Raw genomic sequence first — 24,463 nt, 5'->3', positions numbered from 1 at the left:
GTCATATCATAAAAAAGGAAGAAAGAAGATGAAAAAAAGAATAGGATTATTTGTAATATATTTATGCATACACTCTTTTGCAGCAAATCCAAATAAAATAGAAAAAGATGATTCGGATAGAGGTGTAATTTTAAATCAATCAGAATTTGAAGAAGACCAAAATATCACAATATCATCATTTGAGATAAAAATTCAATTAAAAGCGGAAGCTTTTTATGAAGAGTTATTAAATGATCAACCGATCGCTACTAAATTACAAATTTTATTAACAGATCTCATTTTTTATAAAGATTTATTAAAAAAAACAAATAATGATTACTATTATTTGTTAATATACGAACAAATAATCCTTTTATTAAAAAATTGTTTATCCTTTAGTGAAAAAAAACTAAGAAATCTCTCTATAAACAATGCCCCATCTCTTTATTCCATTGAAAATCAAACAAAAATTACTATAGATGAGCTCATGAAAATTTGCCAAAACACACTAAACCACAATTTAGAAAAAACGCTTTTTGGCAACACAAAGAACAATAAATATAAAACAATCTTAAACCAAACACCAACAAACAGATTAAATTTAATCAAAGAAATTCCAGAAAACCAAGAAAACCAAATTGAACAAAAAAACCAAAAAAATTTACTAGCCTTAAAAGATAAAGAAAAACAAGGAATACTAGATAACTCTGAAATAGAGCAATATAAACTATTAAAAAATTTAGAGTCTAATAAAAAAAGAAGATCATTTCAAAACACAAGCCAAGAAGCAGAGCTTTTAAATAATGCTCAAATAAGACTACTTCAAAAAATGCAAAATCCAGATATACAAGAACCACCAAGAGAAAAATTAGAAGAATTCACCCCCAAACAAGAACAACTTTTTTTCATACCTTCAAACAAAATAACAACCTTTAAACAAGCAACTGAAAAGCTAAGTCAATTAATGCAATATGAAAAACAAAAAACCCGAGTTTCCTTAACGGAAAACGTTGACGGTTTAAAAAAATTTCCAAAAGCTAAAAAAAATTGACTTGTTTTCAAAAAAACAACACTAATATAAAAAAATATCAAAAACAAATTTACTATAACCACAAAAGAACTTCTATCTAATAATAAAGTTAAAAACATTAATTTAAGGCGAATTAAACAAAGCCACAACTTTTAACACAAACTTTAAACTAAAAAAGCACAAATTTTAAACCCTTTTTTATCGATTTTTGACCATTTTTTAAGCTTTTTTTACCATTTTTTAACTATTTTTAAGCATGTTTTAATAAATTTTAAAATCTAAAAAAATAAAAACACCATTGAAGTTTTTTTTAAATTTTAGTTTAATTAAATTCAAGGGAATGTAGCTCAGCTGGTAGAGCAACGGTCTCCAAAACCGTAGGTCGGGGGTTCGATCCCCTCCATTCTCGCCAATTTAAAAATAAATGAAAGAAATTTTAGAAAAACTATCAAATCGTTGGGACATTGAATTAAAACAAACAACAGATAAAAACATAGCAGAATCCATAAAAAAAAAGCAAAAAGAGCTCAATAAAATAACACAAATACAAAAAGAAATTGAAGAATACGAATTCCAAATTTTAGAATCTAAAGATATAGAAATAAATGAAATTTTTAAAGAAGAAATACTCAAATTACAAACAAAAATAGAAGAAAATTTTGAAGAATTTAAATCAAATCAAACATCAAAAGAAGAAAGCATAATATTAGAAATACGAAGCGGAGAAGGAGGGCAAGAAGCAGAGCTTTTCGCGCTAGAATTATTAGAAATGTACAAAAAACTTTGCAAAAAAATGAACTGGATCTTCAAACTTTTTGATATATCAACCAAAGAATCTGGCGGAATAAAGGGATGTACAGGAGAAATCATAGGAAAAGGAGTAAACATTTATTTAAACCAAGAATCAGGTGTGCATTGCGTAAAAAGAGTTCCAAAAACAGAAAAAAGAGGAAGAACACACACATCCACAGCAACAGTAGCAATTTTAAAACAACCAAACGAAGTAGAGGTAATAATAAACGATAAAGACTTAAAAATTGAAGTTTTCAGATCAAGCGGACCAGGAGGACAATCAGTAAACACAACAGACAGCGCAGTCAGAATTACGCATATTCCAACAAATATAGTAGTAAGCCAACAAGATGAAAAATCTCAAATTAAAAATAAAGAAAAAGCATTGAAAATTTTAAAAGCAAGAATATATGAAAAAAAGTTAGAAGAAGAAACTCAAAAAAATGAAAATGAAAGAAGAGAAGCAATTGGAAGCGCAAAACGCAACGAAAGAGTTCGAACATATCATTTTACTCAAAATTGGATAAACGATACCAGAATAGCTTTAAAATCGCATAATATAGCTAAATTCATGGATGGAGATGAACTAATTCTATTTTTAAATGAATTAATATTAACAACAATATAACAAAATTAATTAATTCAACTATAAAAGAACTTCCAGGCAATTAATCCCACTATCATAAATTGAATAAATACTAACATTTGTTTTATAAAGCGATATTATAAAATCTTCCGTTTCTGCAGTTAAATAATCCGGAACCTCTAACAATAACTGTTTAAACCTTATATCCTTCAAGGAATTTAATAAATTTTTATAAGTTTGAATATCTCCAAACAATGCAATTTCAGGATCATTTAAAGTCTCTAAAGATAAACTAAACTCTTTTGAAACATAAGGAGGATTAGCAATAACCAAATCAAAATCACCTTTAATATTATTCGCCCAATCATTTTGAATTAATTTAACCTTATTTTGAACGCTTAACAAATTCGCGTTTTCTTCAGCAATTTTTAATGCTTCAAGAGAAATATCAACACCAGTTCCTTTTGCTTTTTTGAAATCTTTCAAAATTGATAAAATAATACACCCAGTACCAACACCCAACTCTAAAACACTTCTTGTTTTTACATTAACTTTTTCTAATAAAAATTCTGTTTCTGGCCTTGGATCTAACGTAAAACTGTTTGTTTTAAAAAAATATTTCCAGAAAGGTTTTATTTGCAAAATTTTAGATAAAGGCTCACCTGTTTTTCGCCTATTTAAACACGTGTTTAAACAAATTAATGCTTGTGGTTTTAATTCTAAAGTTAAATCAATAAAATGAACATCACATAAACCCTTAATTAAATAATCAAGCTCTTTTTTCGAAAAAAACAACAAGTTCGAATCAATCCACTCTCCTAATTTCATATTTATTAAATGTACATTAAAATTCAATTACACACAAATTGATGAAAAAAGGGAGTTTTACAGGACTCCCCAAACCTTTAATTTTAAGCTCGCTCTACTCGATTAGAAGATCTTCTTGTTTGAGAAGGCCTACGAACTGTCTGTTGAGGACGAGCTTGTTTTGCATTATTTGCATTTATTTTTTTTATTCTGTTACAGTCGAATAACATCTGGGTAAATAAAATTTTTTATTACATCATGTCGAACCTATTTCATCCCCATTTGGTGGAGATGTCGGGTACCGCCCCCGAGTCCACAATGCCTATTTTAATTTTGGTTTATTACCATATCCTTTAGTTAAAGGCACCAGTTATTATAACACAAAAATTACGTAGATCAAATTAATTTCGAAGTAAATAAAAATTTTTATGCCAGCTAAAAAAAACTCTTAAAACTTTTGCACCAAATTATATTGAATACTGACCAAGTCACAAAGTTCAAGCTCTGCTAAAGCAGCGTTGATAGATGCAACAGAATAATTTGATAAAGCAATTATTTCTGAAATGCTAATTGAAACATCGCACCTTAAATTAGTTAAAATATAATTCTTAACCTCATCTAAATTTTCTTCTGCAACTGAAAACATACCATTAAAGTTCGTATTATTAGAATAATTATTAAATTCTGATAATATATCATCTGAATTTCTAACTAATATAGCTCCGTTTTTAATCAAATAATTTGTGCCATATGAACGAATATCAAAAGGGTGACCAGGAACAGCAAAAATATTTTTACCTTGTTCTAAAGCGTATTTTGCAGTGATTAAAGAACCAGAATTTATAGCAGCTTCAACAACTAAAACCCCCTTTGCAATACCAGAAATCAATCTGTTTCTATATGCAAAAAAATTAGGTTTTGGAGAATCGTTTAAGCCAATTTCAGAAACTATCAAACCATTCTGTTCTAAAATTTTAGAATAAAGAATTTTATTTTCTTCTGGATAAATAATATTAATTCCAGAACCTAAAACAGCAATAGTACCAAAAGATAAAGAGGCCTCATGAGCAGCTGTATCTATTCCCTTAGCAAAGCCAGAAACAATCGTGATATTATTCAAATCTTTAATTAATTTTTTTGTAAAAGATATTCCCTGTAAAGAAGCTGAACGAGAACCAACAACAGCCAAACATTCGTTATTTAATAAATTAACATTACCCTTACAATATAAGATAGGAGGATAATCAGAAGCCATCAAAAATTCTTTTGGATATTGATCATCAGAAAAAAAAATTAATTTAACGTTAGATTTTTGGCAATTATCAATAAAAGTTAAAACGCTTTCCTTGGAGCTAATAGAATATTGAGTTTTTTTGCCAATTTGCTTCAAGTAATCATTTAAACCATAAATTGCCTCTATAGCTGTTTTAAAAGTTTTTAATAAATGAAAAAAAGTAACCCTTCCAATTTTAGGTGTTTTTAAAAGCCTTAATTGAGCAATTTTTTCTTCTGAAAGCATAATAATATTTAAACAAAATTAAATTTTAAAAAAAAGAGAAATGAAGATTGTCTAGTTTTAATGAAAAAAATATTATTTCAAATCTTTTAAAGGAATCGACAAACATTGAATATCTATTGGATTATCTTTTAAGATGCATTGAATGTTTAAAATAGGATCTTCTAAATTAAATGACCAAGAACAAACCGATCTTTTAATTCGTGGATCCCATAATTCAATTCCACAAGATAATTTATAAAGAAAATCTTCAGAAAATTTATCTAATTTAAAAATATCATGTAAAGCAACAATAGATTGACTATTATTATCATAAGACCAATATTCATCTGTTCTGTTTGAAAATAAAACTTGCAAATTTTCAATTATTGATTCAATAACATTTTTTTCTTTTAAACTCAAAATCTTTGTAAATAAAGACATGTTTAATATTATGATAACAAAACATTAACAGTCTATTAATTTCAAAAGAAAACATAATAAACGCCCCTCACTTAAACTAATTTTTTATAAACCAAATATTTTCCGTTTTTTTCAAAAAATATTTTTAAAACAGTTTCATCTATTTTTTCAACAACATCAACAGTCTTTTTTGCAGATTCAAAACCATATCTAGCAACAATTTCTTGTCCTGGATAACAACCTTTACTTTTTGAAATAAAACGAGATACTGATCCGTAATTTATTATTAAACTTTTTTCAAACTCAAAATCTTCAAATTCTGCCAATTTATTATTTAGTCTATTTTGATAATATAATTCTTTATCATTTTCGCAAGTCATAAAATTTGAATTTAAATTTAAGTATATTTTTCCATCCAATCTATGATCATCAAAACAAAATTCACTAATTTCAGATTGAAAACTATACCAGACAGCACGCTTATCAAACTCAAATTTAAATTTTTTTCTTATATCCATTCGTTCAAAATAATTTTTCAAACCAATTAAAATTTTTTCAGTAGAAATCAAAACATTTAAGGAATCAATAAAAAAACAATCTCCAAGATATCTTGCATTTTCATTTAAAAAGAAAATATAAGAGCATTTTTTTTCTATATCAGAAGCAGATAATTTGTTTATAAAATTAAAAATATTTTCTCCTTTAATGGTTAAACACGATAAATTTGGATACATTTGATTTAATTAATACAATATGATATGTTGAAAGTAAAGGAAATTCAAACATGGCTACACCTAAAAAAAGAAAATCTTTAACTAGAAGAAAAAGAAGCAGAGCTCATGATAAAATCGTTTTACCTAATATTGTTAAGTGTGAAAATTGTCAATCTTATAAATTACCACATAAAATATGTAAAACTTGCGGACATTATAAAGGAAAGCTTATTATACAACCTAAAGTTGTAGATTAAACTATCTTTTTTTAAATCTTTTTACTTTTAAATCGTTATTAGAATCATCTGAATCAGAATCATCTGTGTTTTCTTCGTTTTCAACCAGAACAGTAGAACAATTATAATGTCTGCACAAAAATTCAATTTTTTGATTCGTTCTTTCTTTTGGAAATTGTTTAATATATTTTTTAATTATAGCCACGACATCTTTTCTTGCTCCATCTAAACCTATATGATGTATCAATTGTAAATAGCTATATTTAATAATTTTAATTGTTTTTTCATCCAAAAAATCAGGAGTAATATTAATAATAGAATTATATAAAACGCAAGCTTCATCTATTTTTTTTAAAGCAACTAAAGATTCAGCCAACAAAAACATAGCTTCAAGTTTACATTGATTGTTTTTTATTAAAGATTTTAAAATAGGTATACATTTATTATATTGACCTAACTCAAAATATTCTAAAGCTTTAAAAAAGTCAGATGAATCAACAGTTAACTCAAGTTCTAGTTCTGCTAAAAGTTTATAAGCCTGCTTTAACAAAGATAAAGCTTGGCGATATTTAACGCGATTCTTTTTTAATGAATCTACAATTTCATTATTAGCAGATGCAGACTTAGTTAAAATAAAGAATAATAATATATGCTTAATTTTTTTCATAAAAAGCTCAAAAGATAAGATTACTCATCATCATCGTCTTCGTCCTCTTCCACAGATTCAGATGAAGGTTTTGCCTCTGAGTTTTTTACTTCTTCTTTTTTTGAAGCAGAATTTTTAGGAGCCGCAGACACATTGTTTTTTTTAACAGCTAAAGAAGAATTTTCTCCATCTATTTCAACAATAGCAACACGATTCTTTGCATATGCTTCTTCTGAATCACCCTCAACCAAAATTGTTTGACCAAGACTAATAACTTTGATTCTATCAGCACTCACGCACTTAGAAACAAAATATTTCTTAACAGAATTAGCTCTTCTTGCGCCTAGTCCCATGTTGTATGAAGCGGAACCTCTTTGGTCACAATTTCCATAAATAACAACATGAACACTTTTGTTTTCATCTGCAACTAACCATTCTGTCAATTCATCCAAATCTTTTATATCTGAGTTCTTTAAAGAATCTTTATCATAACCAAAATAGAATTTATTATTTAAATCGCTATAACAATGAGCTGCAACAACAGAAGCCTCTTCATCTTCAGAAGACACTGACTTTTCGGTGAATTCCACTTCATTTGAACCAGTTTCATTTTCGTTTTCTACAGATGTTGTGGTTGTTGATGTACTTTTTACAGTTTTCTTTTTACCACAGCCAACTAATAACAAAGCTATCAAACAGATAAAATATTTATTATATATTTTCATGCATACCTCTTATAAAGAGAGATAGCAAAAAAACAAAAAAAAATCAAACTAAATACAGAAAAATAAAAATTAAAAATTAAATTTATAAAAATTAAACACCAAATTATGTAAAAATTAAAATTTAAACCCTACCCGCTACCGGACTTGAACCAGTACGGCCGAAGCCTTCAGATTTTAAGTCTGATGTGTCTACCATTCCACCAAGCGGGCGTTACTTAAAAGTTAACATTAAAATAAAATTTTAGCAACACGAAAAAAAAATTAATCCATAATTGAAAAAAAATCATCTTTTAAATCTTCAATAGCTGCATCAATATAAATCTTAGTTGTTTCTAATGAAGAATGACCCAATAAAGATTGAATAGATCTTAAGTTACAACCAGATTGCAATAAATGAGTCGCGCATGCATGACGTAACGAATGAGGCGAGATGTTTTTTAAGTTTAATTTTATACAAACAGTTCTAAAAAGCCTTGCAACAGAGCAAGCGTGCAGTTTTTTTCCAGTGTTAGAAATAAAAATATAATCTTTTCTTTCAAGTTCTTTTTTTAAAAACTCTTGCAATAATTTTTTATATAAAAACAGCATATCTTTAATAAAAGGAAAAAAAGGAACAAATCTAACTTTGTTTCCCTTTCCCTTTATTTTTATATAATTCTCAAAAAAATCTTCTGTTTTTAAATTTAAAGCTTCATTTATTCTTAACCCAACAGAATATATTAAATAAACTAAAAACCTATCTCTTGCTGAAATAAAGTTTTTTTCTTGATTATTATCAAAAGCAGACAAAAACAAAAACACATCTTCAATATTCACATTAGAAAAATGGTCACTTTCTTTTTTCTTAAAAGACTTTAACTTTTCAATTGAAAGAATTTTTCCATTTTCTCTTTTATATTTAGAAAAAGCTCTAACAGCGGCTAAATATCTTTCTTGGCTTTTATGAGACAACCCATTATCTTGTAATTTTGCAAAAATTAAACGCCAGTCATCAATAGCTGCATTTTCAATATCAAAAACAGACTGTTTTTCACTAATTAAAAAACAGTGTTTTAAATCAGAAACATAAGAAAGAATAGTGTTTTCACTGGCATTATTAAATTCCAACCAACTTTTAAAACAAACAAGATCCTTTTGCAAACAATCAGATAAATTCCGAAAATCGGCAAACATTAATATATAATATCCAAAAAAAACAAATTATAAAATAATTAAAATAATTTAAACAAATTATTATCAAGATATATCTAATGCAAAAAAAAAATGATATCTTAAAAAAGAAAGGAGTTTTCTATGAACGGACCATTCAAAACATCAAGTGATTTCAGAACAACGCATGATTCTGGGTTAAAATCATTTTATGCTAATATTTTTACTTTTTTAGGGCTAAATATAATAGCTTTCACTTCATTATCCTATTTTATAGCACAAAACTTTAATGAGTTTGCATTCCTTTATCCCAAAGGTTTTTTAAGTTTAATATTTTTTTTCTTTATATTTTCATTTGTCATGAATGCTTTAGAAAACAGTTTAACACAAAACAAACAATGGATGATAATTATTCCTTTGCTTGCTTCTTTGATAGCAATAGAAAGCTTAATATTCGCGCCTCTTATTATCGTTTTTTCTGAATCTTCAACAATATTATTATCATTTATAATTTCAGGCAGTATGTTGGCAATATTCAGCATAATTGGAACAACAACATCAGTTGATTTGTCAGAGTATAGATCACTTTTTAGCGTTGGCATTATTATGATAATTCTAACTGAAGCAATTGGTTGTTTTTTAAATTTTGCAATAAACCTAAGAATTACATCTATAGGAATTGTTTTTGCTTTTTTATTCATTATTGCTTATGATATGCAGCAACTTAAAAAAGTATATTATCAAAATTTTGAGCAATCAAACAAAAAAATTGCATTATTAGGCAGCGTTTTATTGTTTTTAAACTTCGTAATTTTATTACAAAGAATACTAATTCTTTTAAATTATAAAAAAGACAATAAATAATTTTATTTTTTTTTAAACTCACAAAATTTTGAGTTCAAGCTATTTATTTTTGAATTCAAGTTTAATATCAGTCTATTATAAAATTCATTACCTAAACGAACAATTAATTCAGATAATTCATTTTCTTCCATTTTTTCATCTGAACATGTGGATGAATCTAAATAAGTTAAAAAATCAACAAAAAACAAACCGCCATCTTTATAAAGAACGTAATCCGTAACACAAAAATCAATGTTTTCATAACTTATACTTAATACAGGCTGTGAATAATTTTTTTCATGCAATAATTTTTTATATTCATTATTCAATAAATGAAATTCGTTTTTTTTTAAATATAAGTCTTGTTCAATTTTCTTAGAAAAATTTATAAAATCAAAACTTGAGGAAATATTGTAATTCAGTAAAAAAACAAAACATTTAAGATTTTTCATTAAAAGAGTATATTGCTTTTTTGTAAAAAAAACAACATTGAAAACTTTTTAAAAAAAGAAAAAAACATTAATATAAAGTATATGAAACCTTTTCTCGTGCTGTTTGAACCAGAAATCCCTTATAATGTTGGATCTATTATTAGATTATGCGCCTGTTTTAAAACAAAGTTAGTAATAATACGTCCATGTGGCTTTATTTGGGATATAAAAAAATTGAAAAGATCAGTAATGGATTATTATGATAAATGTGAAATAGTTTTTTTTAATGAATTTAAAGAATTTAAAAAACAACACAAAGGAAGAATTTTAAGCACATCCAGCAAAAATGGAACCATGTATTCAGAATTAAAATATGAAAAAAACGACGCAATTTTAATGGGAAAAGAAAGTCTAGGACTACCAGAAGAGGTTTTTAATCAAACAGATATAAAATTAAACATTCCTATTTTTGAAAGATCATTAAATCTATCGTTATCAAGTGCAATCTTATTATCAAATGCAATTTCAAACTATTAAAAGATTTATAATTTAAAAGATAATTCTCTCTTTGTCTCTGGATCTACCAACATATACCCTCTCCCCCAAACAGTTTCTATGTAATTGCCAGCAGATGGGTGAGCTTGTTGAATTTTTTTTCTTAGTTTACACATAAAAACATCAACAATTTTATCGCCAGGCTGCTCCAAGCAAGATTCGTCATAAAGATGACTTAAAAAACTTTCTTTATTCAAAATATGACCTTGTTTTAAAATTAAAATCTCTAAAATCGAATATTCTTTGTTAGTTAATTTCAAAGCCGCGCCAGCAACTGTTACTGATTTTGTTTGTAAATTCACGGATAAATCTCCAACCGTTATAACGGAATTAGAGAAGCCTGTTTTTCTTCTAGCCACAGCTCTCAAGCGAGCGATTAACTCAATTGTTGAAATTGGCTTGCATAAAAAATCATCCGCTCCTTTAGATAAAGCCGTAACCTTATCGTTGATCCCTTGTAAAGCAGATAAAACCACAATTGGAGTATCGTTTTTAGAAGAACGAAGTCGTCTAATAACTTCAAAGCCATCAGAATCTGGTAACATTAAATCTAATAAAACAATATCATAATCAGAAAGCTTAGAAAGTTTTAATGCATCTTCAGCCAAATCGGTTTGATTACATGTAAACCCCTCTTTTCTCAAAGCCTTTGTAATCATGTTAGAAGCAATTTTATCATCTTCAACAACTAATACTCTCACAATTTTTTCTCCCTATTCTTCATAAAATCCAATTACCCATACGTTTATTAGCTAATGTTAGACTGCACAAGTTAACATTTTATTAATCCTATGTTTTTTTTTATATCCAAAATCAACTTTTCCTCTGGATTAATAAAATTTTTGTTTAAATATTTCTTTTTTAATATGTTTTCAATAATTGGATAATGAGTGCACCCATAAATTACATTTTTTTCGTGAATTACGATGTTTAATAAGTGTTTTAAAATATTTGCAACATCCTTTTTTTCAATTAAACAAGCTAAATTATCTATGGCCAAATTTTTTATATTCAATTTATTCAAAAAATTAGATGTATAACTAGTGCAAAGAACAACTCTATCTTCAAAAACACTTTGTATAACATGTTCTAATATATAAAGCACCTTATAATTAGCGTTTAACTGATCTAAAAGATCTAGGTATACACAAGAAATCGTATTACAAGCCAAAACTAAAATATCGTTTTCCTTTAATGAAAGCTTTTTCAAATTAGATAAAAAAATTTTGGAAAGACTTTCAAAATCTTTGTTCCCATAAGGAAAGTTACCTTGATCTTGAAAAAAAACAGTGTTTTTAAAAAAGTTTTTAGACTTTTTAAAAATAGATTCCCCGCCAATTCCTGAATCATAAATTACTAATCTAGGCTCTTGATACAAACTCAAGGCCTTTTTCCCCATAAAGATTAATAATAATTTCATCGCCAGTTCCTAAATATGTTGGAACTCCAATATTTATATCCTCACAAATAACTGCATTTTTATAAGAAGACGCAGCCGTTTGGCCTTTAACTACAGGATCAGCAAACTCTACCTTTACTTTAACGTTTGATGGCAAAACAACATCATAAATAACATCATTTGCATATTCAACATCAACAATCATATCCTCAGTTGCAAATTTTCTAAGTAAGAACATAGTGTTTTTAGGAACCATGTTTTCGGTGATTTCCACAGATTCATAAGTTTCAAGATCAGTTAAAAAAACGGATTTTTTTTCAAAATATGAAAATTGAAACTTCTTTTTTTCCATCATCACCAAGTCAACTGTGTCACTCGAGGAAAATCTGTGTTCTAACTTAACTCCATCTAATGACTTTAGAACTACTTGTAAATATGCACCACCTTTTCCTGGCTTTACGTGTTGTTTGGACACTACTTTCCATATTTTATCTCTTAATGAAATACAAGACCCAATTACTAGATCCATTCCTCTAATACTCATAAAACGAGTATATAAAATTTTAAAAAAAAATGCAGCCTTGTTTTGATTTAAAAATTTTTTACTCGCTTTTTTCGATATAAATAAAGATTGAATTTTTTAAATTGTGTTTACTCTGTTCAAATTTAATTTTAATTATTATTATATATACTAATGCGGGCGTGGCGGAATGGTAGACGCGCAACGTTGAGGTCGTTGTGGATTTTATCCGTGGAAGTTCGACTCTTCTCGTCCGCACCATTTTTTGTTTTAAATATATTAAATTTTTGTATCAAAAGTGATTAAAAACGTATCAAAAAACGTTAAAAAATAATCGAAAATGATTAAAAAACGTATAAAAAACAGCTAAAAAATTAATGTTTTTATTGAATTTTTTGATCTTTATATAGTTCATTGTTGTATAATTATAGCATGAGTAAAATTTTGTTTTTTATTGGAAGTTGTTTGCTAGCTCCTAATAATAATCTTTCAGAAAGATCTTTTGATGATCATGAAAATTATATAACTCTTCCATCTGGAGATTACTTCAGCCCGAGTAGTGAAATTCAGCAAAATGCAAGATATCAAAGAGCCTTAAATATAATTCATTTTAACAATCATCTTTTTGAAGAAGGGATATTTTATTACCAACTAGATTTATATTTAGTAAGAGAAGATGGAAAAATTAGATTTATGACAACAGAAGAGAAAAAATGCCCTGGATTAAAAAACTTCTTAAAAATTGGGGAGTTAATCCTTCTAATTATATAAAAAAGCCGAGAAAGAAGGTTCTGATAAGAAAAATTAGGGCTCTATTCTTAAATTTAAAAAACAAACAGAACGACTAAAAACAGTTAAAGATATTGAGTTTTTTTTTGTTTTTTTGTTTACAATTAGGGATATGAAGAAATGTTTTTTAATCGGATTATTATCCGCTGGATTTGGGTTGATGGCGCCCGAAGAGAATGCAAAAAAGGATGAGGCAAGGACACATGAAACTTTGGTAGAAAATAACCTAATGGCGCTATTACGAGAGAACATAGTAAAGATCGCGTGCAAAAAATAGAGCGAACATAGTAAGTAATGCGTAGAGATATGAGCTCCTAGCATCTTTTCTGAAGAAATATGAGCAAACTCGAAGAGATAGCACAAAAGGCAGAATAGTTTGGGGGCTAGGTACCTTGTAAAGATTAAAAAACAGGAATCGTCTCTATAAAGGAAATACATAGTAAATCTGAAGTTTCCCGCCCGTCATTTTTGTTGCATTAAGCGCTTATTTTGTTTTCATAATATTATAAATTTAATTGATAATTGTTTTTTTTAAGTTAATAGTAAAAAAAGTTGTGAAAAATGTTAAAAAATCGTTAAAGATATAGTGTTTTTTTGTTTTTTTGTTTACAATTAGGACATGAAGAAATATTTGTTAATTGGATTATTATCCGCTGGATTTGGGTTGATGGCGCCTATTGAACAACAAATGCCACAGTTTACTTTAAATGGGGAAATGATGGCAGATGAAAATGTCAAAATAGCTATAAACTCAGCTGAATACAATAACGGTGTAAGCTATTTTGAATATGGTAAGACTGTATACCTTCTATTGAAAGATAGAAAACACTATAGACGTTTAACAGATCATGAAACAAAGAACCCAAACCTTCCAATTCTTTTTAAAGGTTGTACTCTTTGAGTTCATTTGATGTTGACTAATTTATATTTTTGGTTTACATTTTGGATATGAAGATTTTTTGGTTATCGTGTTTGGTTGGATTAAATTCTGCTAAATCTCATGATGAGATTAAAGAAGATTTTAAAAAATTAGACACAACAATTAATCCAGCACTTTCACGATTGCTATTGGATATTTATGAAAAATCGAAGGTTGATTTCGAGCATAACAAAGAGATTCATTTAGCACTTTTAAGTGATGTATTGCACTTGAGACGATTGACTTTGGAAAATGAAAACAGATCTAAAAATACAATAGAAGAAGTCAAACTTTTAAATAATCAACTCAAAACTATGGAAGATCGCCATAAACACACTGAAACAGAATTGCGTGCTGATGTGAGAGAGGCTAAAAAAGGAAATAAACTTGCTGTTACTTTGATTTGTGTTGCTTGCGGTTCAATCATTATCTTTTTTGGAACTTGTTTTTATAAATTATTCTATTCTTAATTTTTTATTTAATTTTATAAATAAAAAAGATGTTTTTTTACAAATTATTCTACAAATTTTATCTTTGTTAGCAATTTGTTTAGATTTATAATTAAAATATGATCAATTTTTTTTAAACAAGGATTTTTTTTATATTATTTCCAAATTATTAAATTTTATACTATTATATAAGTTAAGATAAATTATTTTAATGAAACATGGTTTTTTATTGTTTATCTTTTATTGGGAGATGGGTTTTAAATGTCTGGAATTGTTTCTACTAATTCAAAACATAATTTGATGCAACTTTTTGCTTATGTTAAGGATCTTCTTGCTGATCTTGAAAACGAAGATCAATCTTCCGAAAACGTGAAAAATCAACTTGTTTCTATTTTTGTTAACCATCATCCTGGTTTTTGTGCTCATATTTTTCAATTTTTGAAGGCAAGAGAGCGAAAAATATTAATTGAGTCTTTAGACACTCAATTTAATCCTGAAATTTTAAATTATTTGGATGATACTATTCAAAAAGAAATTTGCAACACTTTAGCTGGACACAAACTGGCTGGTATGCTTTCTAAACTTAAAGAAGCTGAGGCTTCTGAAATTTTGGATAATTTAACTCCTGAACAACTTAAAACTCTTTTGCCTTCTTTTAACTATTTCTTTAGAAAAAATGTTGAACAGGTTATGAACTTTCCTGATGATTCTGCTGGAAAAATTATGGATCATAGAATTGTCTCTGTTCCTGAAGATTGGAATATTGGCCAAATTAAAAATTTTATTAAAACAACCAAAAATTTTCCTAAATATTTAAACACTGTTTTTTTAGTGGACAAAAAAGGATCTCCTGTTGGTGAGCTTTCTTTAACTGACATTATTAGATTGGATAAACATAGTAACTTAGAAAACAAAATTAAAAAAATTGATGTAATTTTTAGTTTTCTTACCCCTGTTAAAGAGGTTATTTATTCATTTAATCAGTTTGATCTTTATTGTGCTCCTGTCGTTGATGAAAACAACGCTTTAATTGGTGTTATTCATATTTCTACCGTTCTTGATTTAGCTCAAGCAGAAGCTGAAGAAAATTTAATGTATTCTGCTGGTATTGATAGCTCTGATTTCCATGAAAGTTTATTTACTTCCAGTTGGAACAGAATGAGATGGTTAATTGTTGGAGTTACTATCGCTTTTTTTATTAGTGTTTTGATGGACTCATTTATTGACCCTGCTTTACTTGCTACTGCTACTGTTGTTACTAGTATTTGTGGATCTTTCGGCGTTCAGGTTATTACCATTATTGTTAACGCTTTAAATAATAGAAAATTAGTTGAGTTAAACATAAAACAAACTATTTTCAAGGAACTTTGTGTTGCTGCTATTGTTTCTATTGGCTTCTCTTTTTTATTATCTTTCGCTTTTTATCAATTAAGCTACCCTGCTTTAACTATTTTAATTTTTGATATTTCTTTAGTAATTAGCTTATGTTTGAGCAGCTTAGTTGGGGTTATGTTGCCATTCATTTTGTTTAAACTTGATGTTGATCCTGGTTTGGGATCTGGTGCTATGTTGACTTCTATTACTGATACAATGTCTATTTGCTCTTTTATCTTAATTTCTAAATTTCTTCACAATATGATTATTTAATTTTTCTTAAAAGCCAAACATTCATGCTTTAATTCAACAAATAAATTTTTTTTCAATTAATTATTTTGTTTTATAAAAAAAAGCATTACACTCTATTTATGAAATATTATTTTCTATTTTTTATTTTTTGTTTTTTATTTGGTATAAAGAAAACTGCCTTAAATTCAGCAGCAAAAAACTTATCTACTAAAAAATCAGAACAAAATTCATCTACTCAAAATTTTTCACATAAAGAATTTCAAATTCTTATTAAAAGCTGGAGATCTTGTTCTAAAGGACGCAAAAAGTTCACTATGACTAACCATAAAAAAGAAAAAATATCTGAAGGCTATCTTGAATGGGATTTAAACAAAAACGAATGGATTTTTTGTTATAAAGATGAAACTTTTATTGTTAGAAATAATGAAGTTATTGTTAGAAAAAAAAATTACAAAACAGAAAAAAAATATAAATGCAGTGGATTTTTAAAAGTATTAGCTTTACCAATTGAAAGATGGGATGAAGCTATGCCTCTTGACAATGAAATTCAAATCGACAATATCGCTTATACAGAGTTTAAAACAAACAAATCTTTTTTTATTATATGTTATCAAATTAACCCTTTTCGTTTGATAAATATTATATTTGGTGAAAATAGAGAAAATTATGTTTTGAATTTTGATTAAATTGCTTAAAATTAAAAAAAACCAAAATTTTTATTTAAACAAGCCTTAAATTCATTTATTTATCTTCTTAACATTCTTTTTTTTCTTTTTGAATTTTGCACCGCTTTATGAAATGGCATAGATCCATCCCAAAAGACTTTTCCTCCGTTTTCTAATAACATCTTCGTTTCTTTTATTAAGACTTTTACCCTAACTTTTCTTAAACCTTGATAATGAAAACCTAAAATTTTTGCCACCCTTACTGTTAAATCTATTATTACTTTTTCATTTTTAATAAATGGCCCCCTATCGTTAACTTTTAATAAAATTTTTTTTCTTGGATATTCTAATGTTGTTATTTCTACTACGCATGGCAATGGTAAAAATGGATGTGCGGCAGTATAATTTCTTGATGAAAATTTTTCACCTGTTGCGGTTATATCTCCATAATCATAATATGAGGCTAATCCTATTTCGTTATAGTTTAAGTGATTTTGTACACACACTGAAAAACATCCATACGCGTTTTCAATCATATACATTTCTCCTTTTCCTTGTTTCTTTAATTGATTGTGTTTTTTTTCTATTGCGATTTTTTGAGCCAATGTTAAGGCTCTTTTTCTTTTTACGTTTAATGGACTTCTTTTATTGCACGAGCTTTTTTTAAACATAGGACTTTTATATGAATTTTTTTTGCAAGATACGTTATTTTTATGTTTTTTTTTATAGTAATCTATTTTTGCATAGTAATCTATTTTTGCATTTATACTAAACAAAAAAACAAGCTTAAAAAAACATTTCATAATATATCCTTCTTTCATTATCAATCTATAAAATTTCTCTATTTCTACCAAACCTATCTCCTTTTGTTATTACACCTTCTTTTTCCATTTTTTCTATTAGTTTTGCCGCTCTGTTATAACCAATTGGAAAACATCTTTGCAAAAAACTTGTTGACACTTTTTTTTCTGCTTTTATTAAACTAACTGCTTCTTCATATAATGGATCATCTTCTCCTCCTTCTATACTTATATTTGGAGAGTCTATATAATCTTCTTCTGCAAATGTTAAATCTATATATTTAGGAGATGCTTGCGCTTTCAAAAAATCAACCACTAACAAAACATCTTCTTCTGATACATAGCTTCCATGTATTCTTGTTAACTTTCCATCGTTTCCTAAATATAGCATATCTCCTGCCCCTAATAATTGTTCTGCCCCACTCATATCACCTAAAATTGTTCTGCTATCCACTTTTGTTGAAAGTTTAAAACTTATTCTTGTTGGAAAATTAGCTTTTATTGTTCCTGTAATTACATCTACTGATGGTCTCTGAGTTGCTATTATCATGTGTACACCTGCGGCTCTTCCCATTTGAGCTAATCTTTGAACATATAACTCAAACTCTTTACCTGCTAATAACATTAAATCTGCCATTTCATCTATTATGATAACTATATAATTAAACTCTTCAAAAGCTTCTTCCTTCTCTTCTGATTTAAATTCTTTAACTTTTTGATTGTAAGATATAATATTTCTAACGCCTATTTTAGACATAGCTTTATATCTAGATTCCATTTCATTCACCGCCCATTTTACGGCTTTTATGGCATCTTTTGCTTCTGTTACCACTGGTAATAATAAATATGGAATTTCTTCATAAGGCGTTAACTCTAATTTTTTGGGATCTATTAAAATAAACTTAACTTCTTCATATGTTTTTTGAAACATTAATGAAAGTAAAACCGTGTGAATTCCTACTGATTTACCTGATCCTGTTGTTCCTGCTATTAATAGATGTGGCATTTTGCTTAAGTCAAAAACCTCATGTTCGCCATAAATATTGCATCCAAGATATAATGGAAGATTGCCTTCAAAATTTATATATTTTTCTGATTGCATTCCTTCTTTGAAATAAACAAGTTGACGTTTGGGGTTTGATATCTCTACCCCCAATAAGTTTTTACCTGGAATTGCAGCAATTCTTACAGAAAATGATTCCATTGACCTTGCTATATCAGATGACAAACTGATTACTCTTATTGCTTTTATTCCTGGAGCTAATTCAATTGAGTATAAGGATACAACTGGACCTATAAAAACATCTACTATTTTTGCTTCAATTTTAAATTCTTGTAATGTTTTTATCAAAAGGGCTTTTTGATCTTCTACATCTATTTTAATATCTAATTTTTTTCCAACTGAAAGCAAATTCACTCCTGGCAAGTGTATTTGTTTTTTTTTATCAAATTTTTCTTTGATTTCAGATACTTTTTTTGTTTGTAGCCTTTCTTTTTTCCTAAATTCTAAAATTAAATATAAACACAGTAGCCAGCTAAAAACAAATAAAACTATAAAACATATTAAAGTTAGTAAAAATCCAAATTTTAAATAAATTAATGTTGAAAAGCCTCCTCCGTAACTGAAAAGAGATAAAAAAAAATCAAACGAAAACATAAAGCTAAAATATAAATAAAAGTGCATCTCTTCTTGAAAAAAAGAATATAAAGAAATAATAATACAAGGTAAAAATGAAAAACCATAATAATAATTTATTTTATCTATTATGGTTGAATTCAAAACTTTTTGTGAAAAAAAAAATTCAAAAACTCCAAATTTTTCATACGTTAAAATAAAATTAATAAAAGTCAATAATGCTAAAAAAAAAACGTTAAAAAAAAACCAATTTTTCTTTTTTGAAAATTGAAACATCTATATTAATTTACATTAGAAGAGTAACTTGAGCAATCTTTTGTTTTTTTATTTAGTTTACTTATCTCCACAAAAGATAAACATAATCCGACTATTAAAAAACAAAGTCCAAAAATTTTCTGTGTCTTTTGCGCTTTGCATATTTTAGGGTTCATGGCCAGATTTTATATCAACTTTAATCATTATGTCAACGTGTTTTTTTCAACCTATTTTGCGCTATTATTATTTTTTTTTGTAAATACTTTACCTCTATCATAGACAACAATACTCCACATATAATCGCCAAAAAAGCGAGAATTTTTCGTTTTAATAAAGACACAAATATCTTATATTAAAAATATTTAAATAATAAATTAATTTTCTGATACTATTACCGTTCCATCAAAAAAATTCAAACTAAATGAATCTTTGTTTAGTTTTTTTATTTCTTCTGCTGTTACAATTTTATTGTTGTTTTTCGATAAAATTATAACTTTTTCTTTTAATTCTTCGTTTTTTTCTTTTATAAACTCATCCTCTTGCTCTAATTTTTCATTGATTTGATTTAATCTTATTTTAACTATTTCAAATGAATGTTTTTCTAAATTTTGGATTTCCTGTTTTGCTTTTTCTATCTGATATAAAATTAAATTAGAATCAAATTCAGCTAAGTTTATTTCTAGTTCTTTTATTTTATCCTTTATATTTGAAATAAAACTAAAAGATATATTATCTAATTTTTGATAAAAATTTTCTATTGAATTACTAAATAAAATATCATAATCATTAAATTGATCTAAAAACTTATTCATATTTAATAGTTTTTCATATGAAAAATCAAAGGATGATGAGAAATTTTTTAAAATCTCTTTGTTTAATTCGAATTTATCGGGAACACTTAACTCTATTGCTGCTGTTGGAGTTGGTGCCCTTAAGTTTGAGGCATAATCTACTAATGTTGTATCTGTTTCGTGTCCTATTGCTGTTATTATTGACTTTTTCAAATTGGCAACTTTTCTTACTATTTCTTCATCGTTGAATATCCAAAGATCTTCCAAGCTTCCTCCACCTCTTGATAAAATTACAATATCAACATCTTCTTTTTCTTCTGCTTTAGCTAATCCAGCTAAAATAGACTTTTTTGAATCTGCACCTTGCACGTTTATTGGATAAAAATATACATATAAACATGGGAAACGATCATTAATTCTATGCATCATATCATGAAAAACTGCTCCTGTTGGAGATGTTAAAATTGCAATTTTTTTAGGAAATTTTATTAATGATTCCTTATTTTTTAACTGAAAAATTCCTTCTGCAACCAATTTTTTCTTCAATTCTTCAAGCTTTAATAATATATTTCCCTTTGAAGAAACTTCTCGAATTTCTTTCGCTATTATTTGATAAGACGATCTTCCTCCAAATATTGTAACTTTTGCATAACACTCTACTATTTTTCCTTCTTCTAAATCTGTTGATAATGGAGTTCCTCTCCAGCAAATTCCATTTATAACATAATCATCTTCTTTTAATGAAAAATATTTATGTCCTGATGAATGTAATTTTACAGATCCTAATTCTCCCCTTACCCAAACATATGGAAACGCTTGCTCTAAGGTGTTTTTTATTTCATCAGTTAACTCTTTTACTGTTTTAATTTGCAATGCTAATGACATATTTAAAGGATATTATATTTAGAATTATAATAAAACCAAAGAAAATATTTTTTTAAGATTTCATGAGAAAATTAGTAGTAACTCATCTTTAAACAAGAAATTTTTGTTAACCACATCTATTAGAACTATTTCTTGTATTTTAATAAAAACTTCTAATTCAATATCTTCATAAAAAACTTCTATAATTTGCTCTTGTTTTATAACTTTTTTAATTTTTAAAAAAAAAGATAATAAATTTATTTTGACTATGTCCAAAAAGCTATAAACTTGCTTTGGAATATCTCCAAAATCTTTTAAGTCTTCAATTATTTTTTTTAATTCTTCTATGTTTGAAATCAAACTTAATTTTTTATAAAAAGAGAACCTAATTTTATCATCATTTATATAATCTTTTGGTATTGTTGCATCTGAAAAACCAATCCAAGCAATTTTATTTTCATTTTTCTTTTTACTCGTTTTTTCAATACACTCAGATAAAACATCAAAATACATTTCTGCCCCAAAACCATAATCTTTTCCTGATTGCTTTGATCCTACTACTGTTCCTGTTCCCCTAAATTCCATATCTTGCATTGATAATTGAAATCCGCCTCCTAATGAAGAATTTTGTTGGATCATATTAATCCTATCAAAGGCAACTTCTTTAATTGTTTCTGGAACTATAAAGTAAACCTTGCCTTGAACGTCTGTCCTTCCAACTCGGCCTTTTAATTGATGTAATTGAGCTATTCCAAACATATGAGAATAAAAAACTATCATTAAATTTGCCGTTAAAATATTCACCCCAGATTCCACTATGTTTGTTGAAATTAAAATGTTTTTATTACCTCGTGAAAAATCGCTTAATGCTCTGTTTGTTTCATCTTTTGTCATTTGACCGTGTAAAACAACATATTGAAATGAAGACACTAACTTTTCAACTTCTGATATATACTGCACCCTTGGAACGACTAAAAAAACTTTACAATTATTATCTATTTCTTTTTTAATTAAATCTTCAATTTTTAGATCATTCAAAGAACAAACGTTCAACAAAACATCTTTTCTTCCAATTGGAGGTGTTTCTAACAAACTTATATCTTTTATTTTAGATAAAGATAAATGCAAAGTTCTAGGAATTGGAGTTGCGCTTAGTTGCAAAAAATGAGCTTTCAACCTTAGTTTTTCTTTAAATTTCACACCAAAATGATGTTCTTCATCTAAAACTATTAAACCCAATTTTTCTATCAATAAATTTTCGATACCTTTATGATGAGCTGTTGTAATTAATAAGTCTATTTCACTATTCAACCATTTTTTTTTAATTAAATTATTGTTTTCGTTTAATTTTGATAGAACTGCTATTTTTTTATTAATCAATAAAAATCTATCTTTCAAAGATTCAAAATGTTGAGAGGCTAAAATTGTTGTTGGTACAATAAAAATTGCTTTATGATTATTTGTTAATGTTAATGCTATTGCTCTTGCTGCTACTTCTGTTTTTCCAAAGCCTACATCTCCACATAGTAACCTATCCATCGGTTTAGTTTTTGATAAGTCTTGATTAATTTCAGTAATAGATTTTTTTTGGCTTTTTGTTAGTTCATGCTCAAAATAATTGCAAAATTCATGATAATCATCATTTTCATAAAAATTTTGTAGAACAATTGATTCTCTAGCTTTATATATTTCAATTAATTCCTGTGCTGTTTTTGATATTTCTTCTTTTAGTTTACTTTGTTTTTTTAAAATTGAAGATTTTCCTAATGTTTCAATAAGAGTGCCAGAATCTTTATTGCTATGAAATTTAAAAACTCCTATGTTATAAGATGGAATTAATAAAAACGAATCATTTAAATATTTTATTTTGAAAAAATCTAAAAGTGTATTATTTATTGTTAATGATTCAATTCCTATAAATTGACCTATTCCATATTTTTCATGTATTAAATAATCACCTTTATCAAAACTAAAAAACATTGAAATTATTTATAAATTTTCCTTTAAAAAATTCACTATATCAGCAATATGAATTCTTACTTGTTCTGTTGTGTCTCTGTATCTAACTGTAACGGTATCTTTTTTATCACCTAACAGTGAATCATGATCAACCGTAATACAAAATGGAGTTCCAATTTCATCGTGTTTTTTGTAAATTTTTCCAATATTGCTTCCAAATTCAAAAACAACTGGCAAAATATCTTTGTTTTTCAAAGAACAAAAAATATTTTTAGCAAAATTAACCATTTCATCATTGTTTTTAACTAATGAGCAAACAGCAGCTTTTATTGGAGACAAACAATGGGGCAGCTTTAAAACCGTTCTTTTCTCGTCTTTATAATATGAATTGTATAAAACAGCTAAAAAAGCCCTATCCAATCCAGCTGAAACTTCTATTATATTTGGAATAATATTAGCACCATCTTTGTTATAACAAAGCTTTTCTGTACTTTTATTATTAGCTATAACTTTTGCTTTAATATCAAAAGAAGACTGTGCTTTAGTATGAGAACCTAAATCAAAATCTCCTCTATTCGCTATTCCTTCAACCTCATCATATCCATGAGGAAATTTAAACATAATATCTGATGTAGCTTTAGAATAATGTGCTAATTCATCAGGTGCTTGATCTCTAAAAATTCCTTCTAATCCAATTTTTTTCCAAGAGTTCATTCTTGTTTCTTTCCATTCAAAAAAGAAACGCTCTGAATCTTGAGGTTCAACAAAAAATTCCATTTCCATTTGTTCAAATTCTCTTGATCTAAAAATAAAATTTTTAGGGGTAACTTCATTCCTATAAGCTTTACCAATTTGAGCAATTCCAAAAGGAAGTTTAGGAGAAAAAGAATCCATTATGTTTTTAAAGTTAATAAACATACTTTGAGCTGTTTCAGGGCGTAAGCAAGCAAACTCACCTTCTACAGGCCCCACATTAACGTTCATCATTAATTTAAAGCTACGAGGTTCACTAAAGTTAGATGATCCACATTTTGGACAAATATTATCTTTTAATTCATCATCTCTAAATCTACATTTACAATCTTTACAATCAATAAAAGTATCTTGAAAACCATTTTGATGCCCTGAAAAAAATAAAGCATCTTTATTTATTACGTTTGAACAATCCATTCCAAACACGTCATCTCGCATTAAAACAATTTCTTTCCACCAAAATTTTTTTAAATTATTTTTAAGCTCAACGCCCAATGGACCAAAATCAAAAAAACCTTTCAACCCGCCATAAATAGACGATGAGCTATAAACAAAACCACGAATTTTACAAAAAACGACTAATTCTTCTAAAGTAACCATTATTTTACATAATAAAAAAAAATATATA

The 24,463-nt window shown here is 27.1% G+C and carries 26 protein-coding genes, 3 tRNA genes and 1 other RNA gene; 12 read left to right on the top strand and 18 right to left on the bottom strand.

Going from position 1 to position 24,463, the window contains the following annotated elements; genetic code table 11:
• Positions 1-28: 28 nt before the first annotated feature.
• The 3 genes from AAHM83_RS02285 (at position 29) to AAHM83_RS02275 (ending at position 2,429) form a co-directional block, all read left to right on the top strand.
• Positions 29-1,030 carry a hypothetical protein gene (locus AAHM83_RS02285; RefSeq protein ID WP_342261877.1) on the top strand — a complete coding sequence of 334 codons (1,002 nt, stop codon included), beginning with the start codon at positions 29-31 and terminating at the stop codon, positions 1,028-1,030.
• Between the two features lie 315 nt (positions 1,031-1,345).
• Positions 1,346-1,421, top strand: a tRNA-Trp gene (locus AAHM83_RS02280).
• 12 nt (positions 1,422-1,433) lie between these two features.
• Positions 1,434-2,429: a PCRF domain-containing protein gene (locus tag AAHM83_RS02275; RefSeq protein WP_342261876.1), complete on the top strand. Its 996-nt coding sequence runs from the start codon at positions 1,434-1,436 to the stop codon at positions 2,427-2,429.
• Positions 2,430-2,447: 18 nt separating this feature from the next.
• Here the strand turns inward: AAHM83_RS02275 and AAHM83_RS02270 are convergent, their stop codons facing one another.
• The 5 genes from AAHM83_RS02270 to AAHM83_RS02250 all read right to left on the bottom strand — a co-directional run bounded on the left by AAHM83_RS02270 (position 2,448) and on the right by AAHM83_RS02250 (position 5,846).
• Positions 2,448-3,242 carry a HemK/PrmC family methyltransferase gene (locus AAHM83_RS02270; protein WP_342261875.1) on the bottom strand — a complete coding sequence of 265 codons (795 nt, stop codon included), beginning with the start codon at positions 3,240-3,242 and terminating at the stop codon, positions 2,448-2,450.
• A 21-nt stretch (positions 3,243-3,263) separates the two neighbouring features.
• Positions 3,264-3,599, bottom strand: a transfer-messenger RNA (tmRNA) gene (ssrA, locus tag AAHM83_RS02265).
• A gap of 43 nt (positions 3,600-3,642) precedes the next feature.
• Entirely contained in the window at positions 3,643-4,713 is a 1,071-nt protein-coding gene (dprA, locus tag AAHM83_RS02260; protein WP_342261874.1) for a DNA-processing protein DprA, read from the bottom strand.
• 72 nt (positions 4,714-4,785) lie between these two features.
• On the bottom strand, positions 4,786-5,133 hold the full coding sequence (locus AAHM83_RS02255; RefSeq protein ID WP_342261873.1) for a hypothetical protein: 348 nt from the start codon (positions 5,131-5,133) through the stop codon (positions 4,786-4,788).
• A gap of 71 nt (positions 5,134-5,204) precedes the next feature.
• Positions 5,205-5,846 carry a hypothetical protein gene (locus tag AAHM83_RS02250; protein ID WP_342261872.1) on the bottom strand — a complete coding sequence of 214 codons (642 nt, stop codon included), beginning with the start codon at positions 5,844-5,846 and terminating at the stop codon, positions 5,205-5,207.
• Positions 5,847-5,896: 50 nt separating this feature from the next.
• On the opposite strand from AAHM83_RS02250, the gene rpmF reads away from it, so the two are divergent.
• Positions 5,897-6,082, top strand: coding sequence for a 50S ribosomal protein L32 (gene rpmF, locus AAHM83_RS02245; protein WP_342261871.1), 186 nt, complete (start codon positions 5,897-5,899; stop codon positions 6,080-6,082).
• A gap of 1 nt (position 6,083) precedes the next feature.
• On the opposite strand, the gene AAHM83_RS02240 is transcribed toward rpmF, so the two are convergent.
• The 4 genes from AAHM83_RS02240 to AAHM83_RS02225 form a co-directional block, all read right to left on the bottom strand.
• A complete protein-coding gene (locus AAHM83_RS02240; RefSeq protein ID WP_342261870.1) occupies positions 6,084-6,728 on the bottom strand; it encodes a CDC27 family protein in 645 nt (214 codons plus the stop codon).
• A 20-nt stretch (positions 6,729-6,748) separates the two neighbouring features.
• Complete coding sequence (locus AAHM83_RS02235; RefSeq protein WP_342261869.1) at positions 6,749-7,432, bottom strand: OmpA family protein; 684 nt, start codon at positions 7,430-7,432, stop codon at positions 6,749-6,751.
• A 129-nt stretch (positions 7,433-7,561) separates the two neighbouring features.
• A tRNA-Leu gene (locus tag AAHM83_RS02230) sits at positions 7,562-7,642 on the bottom strand.
• A gap of 51 nt (positions 7,643-7,693) precedes the next feature.
• Positions 7,694-8,605: a tyrosine-type recombinase/integrase gene (locus AAHM83_RS02225; RefSeq protein ID WP_342261868.1), complete on the bottom strand. Its 912-nt coding sequence runs from the start codon at positions 8,603-8,605 to the stop codon at positions 7,694-7,696.
• Between the two features lie 120 nt (positions 8,606-8,725).
• On the opposite strand from AAHM83_RS02225, the gene AAHM83_RS02220 reads away from it, so the two are divergent.
• Entirely contained in the window at positions 8,726-9,445 is a 720-nt protein-coding gene (locus AAHM83_RS02220; RefSeq protein WP_342261867.1) for a Bax inhibitor-1 family protein, read from the top strand.
• A 2-nt stretch (positions 9,446-9,447) separates the two neighbouring features.
• Here the strand turns inward: AAHM83_RS02220 and AAHM83_RS02215 are convergent, their stop codons facing one another.
• A complete protein-coding gene (locus tag AAHM83_RS02215; RefSeq protein WP_342261866.1) occupies positions 9,448-9,876 on the bottom strand; it encodes a hypothetical protein in 429 nt (142 codons plus the stop codon).
• A gap of 81 nt (positions 9,877-9,957) precedes the next feature.
• Between AAHM83_RS02215 and AAHM83_RS02210 the strand changes: the two genes are divergently transcribed.
• Positions 9,958-10,392: a TrmH family RNA methyltransferase gene (locus AAHM83_RS02210; protein ID WP_342261865.1), complete on the top strand. Its 435-nt coding sequence runs from the start codon at positions 9,958-9,960 to the stop codon at positions 10,390-10,392.
• A 5-nt stretch (positions 10,393-10,397) separates the two neighbouring features.
• Here the strand turns inward: AAHM83_RS02210 and AAHM83_RS02205 are convergent, their stop codons facing one another.
• From AAHM83_RS02205 to AAHM83_RS02195, 3 genes are all read right to left on the bottom strand, one after another.
• Positions 10,398-11,111 carry a response regulator transcription factor gene (locus AAHM83_RS02205; protein ID WP_342261864.1) on the bottom strand — a complete coding sequence of 238 codons (714 nt, stop codon included), beginning with the start codon at positions 11,109-11,111 and terminating at the stop codon, positions 10,398-10,400.
• 71 nt (positions 11,112-11,182) lie between these two features.
• Positions 11,183-11,809 (bottom strand): hypothetical protein, encoded by a 627-nt coding sequence (locus tag AAHM83_RS02200; protein ID WP_342261863.1) that lies wholly within the window; start codon positions 11,807-11,809, stop codon positions 11,183-11,185.
• On the bottom strand, positions 11,772-12,353 hold the full coding sequence (locus AAHM83_RS02195) for an elongation factor P (RefSeq protein WP_342261862.1): 582 nt from the start codon (positions 12,351-12,353) through the stop codon (positions 11,772-11,774). The genes AAHM83_RS02200 and AAHM83_RS02195 overlap by 38 nt, the downstream gene beginning before the upstream one ends.
• Positions 12,354-12,505: 152 nt before the next feature.
• On the opposite strand from AAHM83_RS02195, the gene AAHM83_RS02190 reads away from it, so the two are divergent.
• The 6 genes from AAHM83_RS02190 (at position 12,506) to AAHM83_RS02165 (ending at position 16,798) form a co-directional block, all read left to right on the top strand.
• A tRNA-Leu gene (locus AAHM83_RS02190) sits at positions 12,506-12,590 on the top strand.
• 171 nt (positions 12,591-12,761) lie between these two features.
• Positions 12,762-13,100, top strand: coding sequence for a hypothetical protein (locus tag AAHM83_RS02185; RefSeq protein WP_342261861.1), 339 nt, complete (start codon positions 12,762-12,764; stop codon positions 13,098-13,100).
• 637 nt (positions 13,101-13,737) lie between these two features.
• Positions 13,738-14,019: a hypothetical protein gene (locus AAHM83_RS02180; RefSeq protein WP_342261860.1), complete on the top strand. Its 282-nt coding sequence runs from the start codon at positions 13,738-13,740 to the stop codon at positions 14,017-14,019.
• A 47-nt stretch (positions 14,020-14,066) separates the two neighbouring features.
• Positions 14,067-14,507, top strand: a complete 441-nt coding sequence (locus tag AAHM83_RS02175; protein WP_342261859.1) for a hypothetical protein — start codon at positions 14,067-14,069, stop codon at positions 14,505-14,507.
• Positions 14,508-14,747: 240 nt separating this feature from the next.
• Positions 14,748-16,133 (top strand): magnesium transporter, encoded by a 1,386-nt coding sequence (locus AAHM83_RS02170; RefSeq protein ID WP_342261858.1) that lies wholly within the window; start codon positions 14,748-14,750, stop codon positions 16,131-16,133.
• A gap of 98 nt (positions 16,134-16,231) precedes the next feature.
• Positions 16,232-16,798 carry a hypothetical protein gene (locus AAHM83_RS02165; protein ID WP_342261857.1) on the top strand — a complete coding sequence of 189 codons (567 nt, stop codon included), beginning with the start codon at positions 16,232-16,234 and terminating at the stop codon, positions 16,796-16,798.
• A 59-nt stretch (positions 16,799-16,857) separates the two neighbouring features.
• Here AAHM83_RS02165 and AAHM83_RS02160 read toward each other — a convergent pair whose 3' ends face one another.
• The 5 genes from AAHM83_RS02160 to AAHM83_RS02140 all read right to left on the bottom strand — a co-directional run bounded on the left by AAHM83_RS02160 (position 16,858) and on the right by AAHM83_RS02140 (position 24,435).
• Positions 16,858-17,631, bottom strand: coding sequence for a septal ring lytic transglycosylase RlpA family protein (locus tag AAHM83_RS02160; protein ID WP_342261856.1), 774 nt, complete (start codon positions 17,629-17,631; stop codon positions 16,858-16,860).
• Entirely contained in the window at positions 17,606-19,489 is a 1,884-nt protein-coding gene (locus AAHM83_RS02155) for a DNA translocase FtsK (RefSeq protein ID WP_342261855.1), read from the bottom strand. Before AAHM83_RS02155 ends, AAHM83_RS02160 begins: the two co-directional genes overlap by 26 nt.
• 353 nt (positions 19,490-19,842) lie before the next feature.
• Positions 19,843-21,144, bottom strand: coding sequence for an exodeoxyribonuclease VII large subunit (xseA, locus tag AAHM83_RS02150; RefSeq protein WP_342261854.1), 1,302 nt, complete (start codon positions 21,142-21,144; stop codon positions 19,843-19,845).
• A gap of 60 nt (positions 21,145-21,204) precedes the next feature.
• Complete coding sequence (locus AAHM83_RS02145; protein WP_342261853.1) at positions 21,205-23,103, bottom strand: DEAD/DEAH box helicase; 1,899 nt, start codon at positions 23,101-23,103, stop codon at positions 21,205-21,207.
• Positions 23,104-23,112: 9 nt separating this feature from the next.
• On the bottom strand, positions 23,113-24,435 hold the full coding sequence (locus AAHM83_RS02140; protein ID WP_342261852.1) for a glycine--tRNA ligase: 1,323 nt from the start codon (positions 24,433-24,435) through the stop codon (positions 23,113-23,115).
• Positions 24,436-24,463: the final 28 nt, after the last annotated feature.

The sequence above is a fragment of the Alphaproteobacteria bacterium endosymbiont of Tiliacea citrago genome (genome assembly GCF_964031065.1).
In the GTDB taxonomy this organism is placed as follows: Bacteria; Pseudomonadota; Alphaproteobacteria; order CAJXXZ01; family DAHXLG01.
Note: the sequence above shows the minus strand (reverse complement) of the source record. Positions and strands in the feature narration are given on the sequence as shown.